Source organism: Streptococcus porcinus (genome assembly GCF_900475415.1).
Classification (GTDB): domain Bacteria; phylum Bacillota; class Bacilli; order Lactobacillales; family Streptococcaceae; genus Streptococcus; species Streptococcus porcinus.
In genome coordinates, this window is sequence record NZ_LS483388.1 from 950979 (window position 1) to 962793 (window position 11815).

Consider the following 11815-nt stretch of genomic DNA (forward strand, 5'->3'; position numbering starts at 1 on the left):
CTTCCTCCTATACTTTGTAAGTGTTTCTAAAGAGAGTGTCAATGGACATAGCGTGGCTTTCTCTCAACTCATCTACTGCCCCTGTAATAACAACTTGTCCATCTTTAAGAAAAATGACTTCGTCAAGAATAGGTTCAATATCAGAAATAAGGTGGGTGGAAATGAGAACGGTAGCATCTTCGCTGTAGTTATTAATAATTGTTTTCAAAATATAATCACGAGCAGCAGGATCAACACCACCAATTGGTTCATCAAGAATGTAAAGTTTTGCTTTACGACTCATCACAAGAATCAATTGCACTTTTTCCTTATTCCCTTTTGAGAGATTTTTGAGATGATCATTTAGGTTTAAATGAAGATCACGCAGTAAGCTATGAGCTTTAGTAACATCAAAGTCTTCGTAAAAATCACTGAAGTAGTCAATGATATCTGAGATTTTCATATCCTCTCGCAAATAGGATGTGTCAGGTAAATAAGAAATAATTTTCTTTGTATCAATTGAAGGACGATAGCCGTCAATAACAATATCACCTTTGTTAGGTTGGATTAGACCATTAATTAACTTAATCAATGTCGTTTTTCCAGAGCCATTAGGTCCAAGTAAGCCAATGATTTTTCCAGATGGGATTGTCAGTGTTAGATCATCTATAACCTTTTTACCTTTGAAAGCTTTTGAAACATGGTGTAGCTGTAAAAGTTGTGACATCCTAAGAATCCTCCTTTAGAAAATCTTCAAGTTCTGGTATAATTTGTGACTTATCAAAGCCAATTTTTACCATATTGCTAACGAAGGATTCAAGTTCACTTCGAGACAATTCACGACGTTTTTCTGCAATTAATGCTTGATTATCCGTTACAAAACGACCAGCTGTGCGTTGGGAATAAACAATGCCTTCACGTTCTAATTCGGTGAAAGCTCGTTGCATGGTATTAGGGTTAACACCAGCAGTTTCCGCATATTCTCGTACAGTTGGTAATTGTTGACCAATATTAATCTCATGGCTGACAATTTGCATTTTGATATGTTGTGCAATCTGAGCATAGATCGGCGATTTTTCATCAAAATTCCAAGACATACGGTCTCCTCTCTTTGTGATTAAGCATCACTTGTACTACATAAATAGTACAGAAAAAAAGAGTAAAAGTCAACTTATTAATTTCTAAATTATACTTAGACAGTTATGAAATATAAAAAGGGAGCACAGTAATCAATTTCATAGTATAATAGAAGAAATCATTTCAAGGAGAAGCCATGTTTGCACAATTAGATACCAAAACGGTATATTCTTTTATGGATAGTTTAATTGACTTAGACCATTACATCTCAGAAGCTAAGAAGATTGGTTATCAATCAATTGGCATCATGGATAAAGATTGTTTATATGCGGCGTATCATTTTATTATTAAGACTCAAAAGGCTGGTTTGCAACCTATTTTAGGGTTAGCGATTGATTTCCCAATTAATGGAAATGAGGAAGCTTTATATCTCATTGCAAAAAATAATTTGGGATATCAAAACCTCTTAAAAATTTCGACTCTGCGTATGTCGGCTGGCTTTAGTCCTGAGAAAATTAAAGATTTTCTTGAAGGTTTGATAGTCATACTGCCCTATAGGTCACATTTACATGATATAAATCTTGGATTTCCTTACTTCACTGGTGTTTTTGAGGAGACTGAACTGGCTCAGCCCCTCCCTCTGCAAAAGCTAGTGCCTTTACGAACTGTACGATATTTTGCTGATTCTGAAAGGGAGACCTTGCAAGTTTTACACGCTATTCGGGACAATGTAACGCTTGCAGAAACGAAGGTCGTAGAAGCTGGGCAATATCTGAAAGATCCAAGGGAAGTTTCACAAAAGTTTGAGGAGCTTTATCCAGGCATCAATAACCATTTAACTGATTTATTAAAAGATATTCATTATGATTTTAATCATGATTTTAAATTACCAAGGTTTAATCGTCAAAAGGTAGCTAAAGATGAACTAAGAGAATTAACCGAAACCGGTTTAAAGGAAAAAGGTCTGTGGCAAGAAATTTATCAAGAGCGCTTGAAAAAGGAGCTTCAAATTATCTCGGACATGGGCTTTGATGACTATTTCTTGATCGTTTGGGACTTGCTCCGTTTTGGGCGTAGTAAGGGCTATTATATGGGCATGGGACGTGGCTCTGCAGCGGGTAGTTTGGTTGCTTATGCATTGAATATTACTGGTATTGATCCTGTTAAGAATAATCTGCTTTTTGAACGCTTTTTAAACAAAGAGCGTTACAGTATGCCCGATATTGATATTGATTTACCAGATATTTATCGTTCAGAATTCTTACACTATGTTCGAAATCGTTATGGTAGTGATCATTCTGCTCAAATTGTAACCTTTTCAACTTTCGGAGCTAAACAAGCTATTAGAGATGTCTTTAAACGGTTTGGAGTCCCTGAATACGAGATTAGCAATTTAAGCAAGAAAATAGCCTTTAAAGATACTTTGGCATCTATCTACGACAAAAACATAAGTTTTCGCCAAACAATCAATAGTCGCTTAGAATTTCAAAAGGCATTTGAAATAGCCAAACGAATTGAAGGTAATCCTAGACAAACATCTATTCATGCTGCAGGAATTGTTATGAGTGATGATCTTTTGACAGACCATATTCCTTTGAAAGAAGGAATAGAAATGATGGTGACGCAGTATGATGCTCCAGCAGTGGAAGCAAATGGTCTTTTGAAAATGGATTTTCTTGGCTTAAGAAATCTAACATTTGTGCAAAAAATGAAAGAGAAAGTTGCTAAAGACTTTGGAAAAGAAATTATCATCGAAGATATTGACTTGGAAGATCCAAAAACGCTAGAGTTGTTTGCTAAGGGTGATACTAAAGGTATTTTTCAATTTGAACAAAGCGGTGCCATCAGCTTATTGAAACGGATTAAACCTGAGCGATTTGAAGAAATTGTTGCGACAACGAGTTTAAATAGGCCAGGGGCAAGCGACTATACTAATAATTTTATTAAGCGTAGAAGAGGACAAGAAAAAATTGATTTAATTGATCCTATCATTGCACCTATCTTGGAACCGACTTATGGCATTATGCTTTATCAAGAGCAAGTTATGCAAATTGCACAAGTTTTTGCCGGTTTTACTTTAGGCAAAGCCGACCTTCTCCGCAGAGCTATGTCCAAAAAGAATCTATCAGAAATGAAAAAAATGGAGAATGACTTTCTGGAAGGTGCCATCAAACTTGGTCGTTCTGAAGATACAGCTAAGCTTTTATTTAATAGGATGGAGAAGTTTGCAGGTTACGGTTTTAATAGAAGTCATGCCTTTGCTTATTCCGCTTTAGCTTTTCAGTTGGCCTATTTTAAAGCGCATTATCCGGCAGTTTTCTATGATGTCATTATGAATTATTCAAATAGTGATTATATCAGTGATGCCTTAGAATCAGATTTTAAAGTGGTACCCTTGACCATTAATAATATTCCGTATAATGATAAAATTGATGCAAATAAGATTTATATGGGATTGAAAAATATTAAGGGACTACCACGTGATTTAGCTTATTGGATTATTGAAAAACGCCCTTTTTCGAGTATTGAGTCCTTTCTAAGTGCCTTACCCGCTAAGTACCAAAAAAAAGACTTACTGGAACCTCTATTCGCTATTGGTTTATTTGATCTCTTTGAACCTAATCGTAGAAAAATTTTAAAAAATTTGGACGGATTATTGATTTTTGTTTCGGAACTTGGTTCTCTTTTTGCGGACTCATCCTTTAGTTGGGTGGACTGTGATGATTTTTCAAATAGAGAAAAATACCAGTTAGAAGAAACTTATATTGGTATTGGTCTTAGCCCACATCCTTTACTAGAAATTGCTGAAAAAACAGATCAAGAATTTACGCCAATAATAAAGCTTCTTAAAGATAGTGACCAAACCGTTCTTGTTCAGATTGAAAAGGTAAGGATTATCCGTACGAAAAGTAGTGGTCAACAAATGGCTTTCCTAACTGTAACTGATACTAAGAAAAAAATTGATGTTACGGTATTTCCCCAAGAATTTTTGCAGTTTAAACATCTTTTGACAGAGGGGCAGATGGTATTTATCCAAGGAAGGGTAAAGGAGCGTGACAATCGTCTACAAATTGTTGTGCAAACAATCACTTTAGCTAATCAAAAGAAATACTGGATTCTGCTTGAGAGTCATGAAAATGATCAGCGGATTGCTAAAATTTTAGGAGAGTTTACGGGCCAATATCCTGTTGTGATCCATTATCAAAAGACCAAGGAAACACTTCAATTAAGCCATATTCTTGTAGATGGTAGTCCAGAATTAGAGGAGGCACTTGAAGAATTAGTTGTGAAAACGGTTTTTCGATAATTTTAGCCTAATAGTGAAGAAATTTGCAAGGGAATATGCTATAATGGGAACGTTAAATTAATTAAAGGAGTACCAAAAAAATGAAACGTATTGCTGTTTTATCAAGTGGTGGTGATGCCCCTGGTATGAACGCTGCTATCCGCGCGGTTGTTCGTAAAGCAATCTCAGAAGGTATGGAAGTTTATGGAGTTAACCATGGTTACGCAGGTTTGGTTGCTGGTGACATTTTCCCTATCAGTTCTAGAGACGTTGGCGACAAAATTTCCCGTGGAGGAACTTTCTTATACTCTGCTCGTTATCCAGAATTTGCACAATTAGAAGGTCAATTAGCTGGTATTGAACAACTTAAGAAAAATAACATCGAAGGTGTGGTTGTTATTGGTGGAGATGGTTCATATCATGGTGCAATGCGCTTGACAGAACACGGCTTCCCTGCAGTAGGAGTTCCTGGAACAATTGATAATGATATTGCTGGCACTGATTTTACAATTGGTTTTGACACAGCTGTAAATACTGCGGTTGAAGCCATTGACAAATTACGTGATACTTCTTCAAGTCATGGCCGTACATTTGTTGTTGAAGTTATGGGACGTAACGCAGGAGATATTGCTCTTTGGGCAGGTATTTCAAGTGGTGCTGATCAGATTATTGTACCTGAAGAAGGTTTTGATATTAAACAAGTTGCTGAAACCATTGAAAATGACTTCAAAAAACAAGGTAAAAACCATCATATTATTGTTCTTGCAGAAGGTGTTATGAGTGGTGCTGAATTTGCTGAAAAACTTAAAGCTGCTGGAGATAAGAGTGACTTACGTGTAACAAACCTAGGACATATTTTGCGGGGCGGTTCACCAACTGCACGTGACCGAGTTCTAGCTTCACGATTAGGAGCTCATGCTGTTAAACTTCTTAAAGAAGGCCGAGGCGGTTTGGCAGTGGGAATTCACAATGAAGAACTAGTTGAAAGCCCAATCCTTGGGACTGCCGAAGAAGGTGCTTTATTCACTCTAGCTGAAGATGGTAAGATTATTGTTAATAATCCACATAAAGCACGTCTTGATTTTGCTAAATTAAATCGTTCACTTTCAAGATAAAAGCAAGCTATAAGCTATAATTAATTTTTGTTAAACGTCGACAGTCGACAAAAAAATAAGGAGTTTCATAATATTATGAGTAAACGTGTAAAAATTGTTGCAACACTTGGTCCTGCGGTAGAAATTCGTGGTGGAAAAAGATTTGGTGAAGATGGCTACTGGGCTGGTCAACTTGACGTTGAAGAGTCAGCAAAAAAAATCGCTGAATTAATCGAAGCTGGTGCAAATGTTTTCCGTTTCAATTTCTCACATGGCGATCATCAAGAACAGGGTGACCGTATGGCAACTGTACGTCGTGCAGAAGAAATTGCACGTAAAAAAGTTGGCTTCCTTTTAGACACTAAAGGGCCAGAGATGCGTACAGAATTGTTTGAAGAAGATGCTAAAGAATACAGTTACCTAACTGGTGAACGTATTCGTGTCGCTACTGAACAAGGTATTAAGTCTACTCGTGATGTCATCGCTTTGAGTGTTGCTGGGAACTTAGATATCTATGATGAAGTTGAAGTGGGCCATACTATCCTTATTGACGATGGTAAGCTAGGATTGAAAGTAGTTGAAAAAGATATCGCTACACGTCAATTTATCGTTACCGTTGAAAACGATGGTAGTATTGCAAAACAAAAAGGTGTGAATATTCCAAACACTAAGATTCCATTCCCTGCTCTAGCTGAGCGTGATAATGCTGATATCCGTTTTGGTTTAGAACAAGGCTTGAATTTTATTGCCATTTCATTTGTACGTACTGCTAAAGATGTTGAAGAAGTACGTGACATTTGTCGTGAAACTGGAAATGATCATGTTCAATTATTTGCTAAAATTGAAAATCAACAAGGTATTGATAACCTTGACGAAATCATCGAAGCAGCAGATGGTATCATGATTGCTCGTGGAGACATGGGAATTGAAGTGCCATTTGAAATGGTACCAGTTTTCCAAAAAATGATTATTACTAAAGTGAACGCAGCTGGTAAAGCAGTTATTACAGCGACAAACATGCTTGAAACAATGACTGAAAAACCACGTGCAACCCGTTCAGAAGTTTCAGACGTCTTCAATGCGGTTATTGATGGTACTGATGCAACTATGCTTTCAGGTGAATCAGCAAATGGTAAGTATCCTGTTGAGGCAGTGCGTACAATGGCGACAATTGATAAAAATGCGCAAACACTTCTTAATGAATATGGCCGTTTAGATTCTTCTACTTTCCCACGTACTAATAAGACAGATGTTATTGCCTCTGCAGTTAAAGATGCAACGCATTCTATGGATATCAAACTTGTTGTAACGATTACTGAGACTGGTAATACAGCTCGTGCTATCTCAAAATTCCGTCCAGATTCAGATATTCTAGCTGTTACTTTTGATGAAAAAGTGCAAAAAGCTCTTATGATTTATTGGGGAGTAACTCCAATTGTCGCAGACAAACCATCTTCTACAGATGATATGTTTGAAGTAGCGGAAAAATTAGCTCTTAAGTCAGGAATGGTCAGCTCAGGCGACAACATCATTATTGTTGCGGGTGTTCCCGTCGGCTCTGGTGGAACTAACACAATGCGAGTTCGTACTGTTAAATAAAATTTCTAAAATCACAAGGAATTCCTTGTGATTTTTTGTTCATTGAATAGTCTTCTTCCAAGTTCTAGTCTTTTGTTATCAGGCATAACATGCTATAATAGACATAAGATTAGGAGTAAATATGGTAAAAAGAGATTTTATTCGAAATATTATTATTGTTTTAATTGTGGCTATTATTGCAGTACTTTTAAGTATTTTTGTCTTTTCTACATTTGAAGTTACGAAAGAATCAGAAAATTCTTATTTGAAAGCGGGTGACTTGGTTACCATTAAACATAATGTAGAGCCTCGTTATAAAGACTTTGTTGTTTATAAAGTGGATAAAAAAGAATATGTTAGTCGAGTGATCGCAACTGAGGGGCAGAGAGCAACCTATATGGACGATATTTTTTATTTAAATAATCGTATCAAAGACCAACCTTATATCGAAAAGTTGAAAAATGACTACTTAAAACATTCACCTATGGGAAGTCTCTTTACAGATGATTTTAATATAGCAACCATTTCAAAAGGAAAGAACACCGTTATTCCTAGTGGGAAATATCTTTTGTTAAATGATAATCGTCGTAATCGTGCCGATAGTCGCCAGTTTGGTTTGATTGATAAAAAACAAATTAAAGGTGTCGTTACCTTCCGAGTGCTACCTATTGATGAATTTGGTTTTGTAGAGGTTGACTAAAGCAGTGGAAGGCAAGTTCCTCTTAGAAATAAATGATTACTAAAAGGCATGACCTCTATTTCAACTGGGGGTCATGTCTTTTAAAATCCCTTAAAGAATATCAATCTTAAAAATAGCTAAGAAAATAGTTATAAGTAAGCTATACTGTCCTTGAGAAGGCATATCAGACTTCCTTTAGTAGCTAAAGAGACACTTTTTGTTACCTTTCAAATATCTTTTAACCCTCTAAATTAGACTATACCAATATAATATTTGACAAGAAAAAATCATTATTATATACTACTAACATAGCTTTTTAAATGACAAAAGCAGACTATACCAATTTTAAAAATAATGAAAAGAAAGAAGTAAGGTAACTTACTTGGTGTTTATTTATGTGTGGAATCGTTGGAGTAGTAGGGAATCGTAATGCAACAGATATTTTGATGCAAGGATTGGAAAAGTTGGAATATCGTGGCTACGACTCAGCTGGTATTTTTGTGGCAAACGGAAAGAATTCAAGTTTGGTTAAATCTGTTGGTCGTATTGCTGACTTACGAGCAAAAATCGGGATTGATGTAGCTGGTAGCACAGGAATTGGTCATACACGTTGGGCAACTCACGGACAAGCAACTGTTGAGAATGCTCACCCTCATACTTCAGCTACAGAGCGTTTTGTTTTAGTTCACAATGGTGTTATCGAAAACTATCTCCAAATGAAAGAAGAGTTTTTGGCTAATCACAACTTTAAGGGGCAAACAGATACAGAAATTGCTGTTCATCTAATTGGAAAATTTGTGGAAGAAGATAGACTCACAGTATTGGAAGCCTTTAAAAAAGCACTGTCAATTATTGAAGGCTCATATGCCTTTGCATTAATTGATAGAGAAGATGCAGATACCATTTATGTAGCAAAGAATAAATCTCCTTTACTAATTGGTCTTGGTGAAGGGTATAATATGGTTTGCTCAGATGCGATGGCTATGATCCGTGAAACAAGTGAGTTTATGGAAATCCATGACAAAGAGCTTGTTATCTTAACAAAAGACTCTGTTAAAGTTCTTGATTATGAGGGTAATGTCCTTGAACGTGAGTCCTATACTGCTGAACTAGATTTATCTGATATTGGTAAAGGAACTTATCCTTTCTATATGCTAAAAGAAATTGATGAGCAGCCAACTGTAATGCGTAAATTAATTTCAACTTATGCAAGCGAAGATGGCAAAATGGCTATTGATCCAGCAATCGTAAAATCGGTACAAGATGCTGATCGTATCTATATTCTTGCAGCAGGGACATCATATAATGCTGGTTTTGCCGCTAAATCAATGATAGAGCAGCTCACAGATACCCCAGTTGAATTAGGGGTTGCTTCTGAGTGGGGCTACAACATGCCTTTACTAAGTCAAAAACCAATGTTTATTTTGTTGAGTCAATCTGGTGAAACTGCGGATAGTCGCCAAGTATTAGTAAAAGCTAACCAAATGGGAATTCCAAGTTTAACTGTGACAAATGTTCCTGGTTCAACCTTATCTCGTGAGGCAACTTACACTATGCTCTTACATGCAGGTCCAGAAATAGCAGTGGCCTCAACTAAAGCTTATACTGCACAAGTAGCTGCCTTAGCATTCTTATCGAAAGCTGTTGGTGAGGCAAATGGTAAGAAGGAAGCTATTGAGTTTGATTTAGTTCATGAGTTGTCACTTGTTGCCCAATCAATAGAAGCAACCCTATCAGAAAAAGACTTGATTGCTGAAAAAGTTGAAAAATTATTAGCGACAACACGTAATGCTTTCTATATCGGTCGAGGTAATGATTATTATGTTGCCATGGAAGCATCCCTTAAATTAAAAGAAATTTCCTACATCCAATGTGAAGGTTTTGCTGCTGGTGAATTAAAACATGGTACAATCTCACTTATTGAAGATCAGACACCAGTTATTGGACTGATTTCATCTAGTGAACTGGTTGCTGCACATACGCGTGGAAATATCCAGGAAGTTGCAGCACGTGGCGCAAGTGTTTTGACAGTTGTTGAAGAAGGACTTGAACGTGAAGGTGATGATATCATCGTTAACAAAGTTCATCCATATCTTGCAACAATCGGAATGGTTATTCCAACACAATTAATTGCCTACTATGCTTCACTACAACGTGGTCTGGATGTTGATAAACCACGTAACTTAGCCAAAGCTGTAACAGTAGAATAAAAGTTTAAAAGATATCTAGAAATAGATATCTTTTTTTGTCACAAATTCTGTGCCAAAGTTTGAGTTTTCCCGATACTTCTTACATGATATGATAAAAATGTAAATAAACTAGGAGGCGGTTCTGATGGAACAAAAATCTTCACTTAAAGTTAAAATTCAAAAGTTAGGTACAGCCCTATCGAATATGGTAATGCCTAACATAGGGGCATTTATTGCTTGGGGAGTTTTAACGGCACTTTTTATCCCCACCGGCTGGATGCCAAATAAAGAATTTGGTGCTGCAGTCGGACCAATGATCACCTATTTGTTGCCACTGCTAATTGGATACACTGGTGGTTATGTTGTTCATGGTCAACGTGGTGCAGTGGTCGGTGCCATTGCAACGTTTGGAGCTATTGCAGGCTCAACAGTACCAATGTTTATCGGTGCTATGGCTATGGGGCCTTTAGGTGGATGGGTTATCAAAAAATTTGATGAGACCTTCCAAGACAAAATTCGTCCAGGTTTTGAGATGTTGGTTAACAACTTTTCAGCAGGTTTAATTGGATTTGGGTTACTATTGCTGGCATTCAAAATTGTAGGACCATTTGTTGCTGTTTTCACAACTGCGGTGGGCCACGGTGTACAAACCATTATTGATATGAAGCTTTTGCCTTTAGCAAATATTCTTATTGAACCAGCTAAAATTTTATTCCTTAATAATGCACTTAACCATGGTATCTTTACACCACTTGGGGCAGAACAAGTTGCTCAAACTGGCAAATCAATTCTCTTCTTACTTGAAGCAAACCCTGGTCCAGGGCTTGGTATTTTATTAGCTTATTTAATATTTGGTAAAGGGGCAGCGAAATCATCTTCTTGGGGTGCTTTAATTATTCATTTCTTTGGTGGTATTCATGAAATTTACTTTCCATATGTAATGATGAAGCCAGCTTTATTCTTAGCTGTTATTGGTGGTGGTGTTACAGGTACATTTACTAACCAATTATTGGGTTCAGGTCTTGGAGGACCTGCATCACCAGGTTCTATCATCGCTATTTGGGGAATGGTACCAAAAGGTGATAATTACTTATATAACCTAAGCTCTGTATTAGCAGGTGTATTCTCAGCAGCGATTGTTTCCTTCTTAATTGCTTCGATTATATTAAAGGCAGATAAAACAGAAGATGACGAAAGTGCGTTAGTAGAAGCACAAGCGGCAACGAAGCAGGCAAAAGCAGAAGCAAAAGGTCAAGTTGTGACAAATGCAAAGGAAACCTTCACAGGTGATACTATTCAACAAATCATCTTTGCTTGTGATGCTGGTATGGGAAGTTCTGCTATGGGAGCTTCAATCCTTCGCGATAAGGTGAAAAAGGCTGGGCTAACAATCCCGGTAACCAATAAAGCTATCTCTAATTTAACTGATGTGACAAATACTTTGGTTGTGACTCAACAAGAACTTGCAGCTCGTGCAGCTCAAAAAACGCCACGTGCCAGCCATGTTTCAGTCGATAATTTCTTAGCTACGCCAAAATATGATGAGATAGTTGCACAGCTTGTAAAAAAGCCTAATCCAGAAGCTCTTAAGCCTCAAACGCAACCAGTCACAAATCAAGAAGTGATTGATTTACATAATATTGATGAAGTGGTCTTTGCCTACGGTGATGCTAAAGGTTCAGCGACTATGGGACAAGCTACTTTAGAAGAAATTTTCAAAGTTAGAAATATTAGCATTCCAGTGACAAAGGTTGAAAATCACAAACTAGCTGCCCACAACTCAAGCAATATTTTGATTATTACAAGTATTGATAATCAAGCACAGGTGCAACAAGTGGCGCCTGCTGCAACCTTACTTGCTGTTGACAGTTTGGTAACTACTAACGAATACGACAAAATGGTCGATAGAATCTCTAAATAAGTTAGAAATGGT

The 11815-nt window shown here is 36.9% G+C and carries 8 protein-coding genes; 6 read left to right on the forward strand and 2 right to left on the reverse strand.

Features of this window, described 5'->3' with window-relative positions:
- Positions 1–7: 7 nt before the first annotated feature.
- Positions 8–706: an ABC transporter ATP-binding protein gene (locus tag DQM45_RS04820; RefSeq protein ID WP_003082769.1), complete on the reverse strand. Its 699-nt coding sequence runs from the start codon at positions 704–706 to the stop codon at positions 8–10.
- Position 707: 1 nt separating this feature from the next.
- On the reverse strand, positions 708–1076 hold the full coding sequence (locus tag DQM45_RS04825; RefSeq protein WP_003084209.1) for a GntR family transcriptional regulator: 369 nt from the start codon (positions 1074–1076) through the stop codon (positions 708–710).
- A 176-nt stretch (positions 1077–1252) separates the two neighbouring features.
- Here DQM45_RS04825 and DQM45_RS04830 point away from each other — a divergent pair, with 176 nt between their 5' ends.
- The 6 genes from DQM45_RS04830 to DQM45_RS04855 all read left to right on the forward strand — a co-directional run bounded on the left by DQM45_RS04830 (position 1253) and on the right by DQM45_RS04855 (position 11803).
- Positions 1253–4363 carry a DNA polymerase III subunit alpha gene (locus tag DQM45_RS04830; protein WP_003085783.1) on the forward strand — a complete coding sequence of 1037 codons (3111 nt, stop codon included), beginning with the start codon at positions 1253–1255 and terminating at the stop codon, positions 4361–4363.
- An 80-nt stretch (positions 4364–4443) separates the two neighbouring features.
- Complete coding sequence (gene pfkA / locus DQM45_RS04835; protein WP_003083631.1) at positions 4444–5457, forward strand: 6-phosphofructokinase; 1014 nt, start codon at positions 4444–4446, stop codon at positions 5455–5457.
- Positions 5458–5532: 75 nt separating this feature from the next.
- Positions 5533–7035, forward strand: a complete 1503-nt coding sequence (pyk, locus tag DQM45_RS04840; protein ID WP_003083678.1) for a pyruvate kinase — start codon at positions 5533–5535, stop codon at positions 7033–7035.
- Positions 7036–7156: 121 nt separating this feature from the next.
- The gene (gene lepB, locus DQM45_RS04845) at positions 7157–7714 is read left to right on the forward strand and encodes a signal peptidase I (protein ID WP_003084168.1); all 558 of its coding nucleotides are present in this window, start codon (positions 7157–7159) and stop codon (positions 7712–7714) included.
- 374 nt (positions 7715–8088) lie between these two features.
- Complete coding sequence (glmS, locus tag DQM45_RS04850) at positions 8089–9903, forward strand: glutamine--fructose-6-phosphate transaminase (isomerizing) (protein WP_003084136.1); 1815 nt, start codon at positions 8089–8091, stop codon at positions 9901–9903.
- A 124-nt stretch (positions 9904–10027) separates the two neighbouring features.
- Positions 10028–11803, forward strand: a complete 1776-nt coding sequence (locus tag DQM45_RS04855; protein WP_003085735.1) for a PTS mannitol-specific transporter subunit IIBC — start codon at positions 10028–10030, stop codon at positions 11801–11803.
- Positions 11804–11815: the final 12 nt, after the last annotated feature.

Excerpts from the sequence above, each read along its gene's own strand:
- DQM45_RS04855 (WP_003085735.1), top strand. The coding sequence starts at position 10,028 with ATGGAACAAAAATCTTCACTTAAAGTTAAAATTCAAAAGTTAGGTACA.
- DQM45_RS04830 (WP_003085783.1), top strand. The coding sequence starts at position 1,253 with ATGTTTGCACAATTAGATACCAAAACGGTATATTCTTTTATGGATAGT.
- pfkA (WP_003083631.1), top strand. The coding sequence starts at position 4,444 with ATGAAACGTATTGCTGTTTTATCAAGTGGTGGTGATGCCCCTGGTATG.
- lepB (WP_003084168.1), top strand. The coding sequence starts at position 7,157 with ATGGTAAAAAGAGATTTTATTCGAAATATTATTATTGTTTTAATTGTG.
- DQM45_RS04820 (WP_003082769.1), bottom strand. The coding sequence starts at position 706 with ATGTCACAACTTTTACAGCTACACCATGTTTCAAAAGCTTTCAAAGGT.
- DQM45_RS04825 (WP_003084209.1), bottom strand. The coding sequence starts at position 1,076 with ATGTCTTGGAATTTTGATGAAAAATCGCCGATCTATGCTCAGATTGCA.
- glmS (WP_003084136.1), top strand. The coding sequence starts at position 8,089 with ATGTGTGGAATCGTTGGAGTAGTAGGGAATCGTAATGCAACAGATATT.
- pyk (WP_003083678.1), top strand. The coding sequence starts at position 5,533 with ATGAGTAAACGTGTAAAAATTGTTGCAACACTTGGTCCTGCGGTAGAA.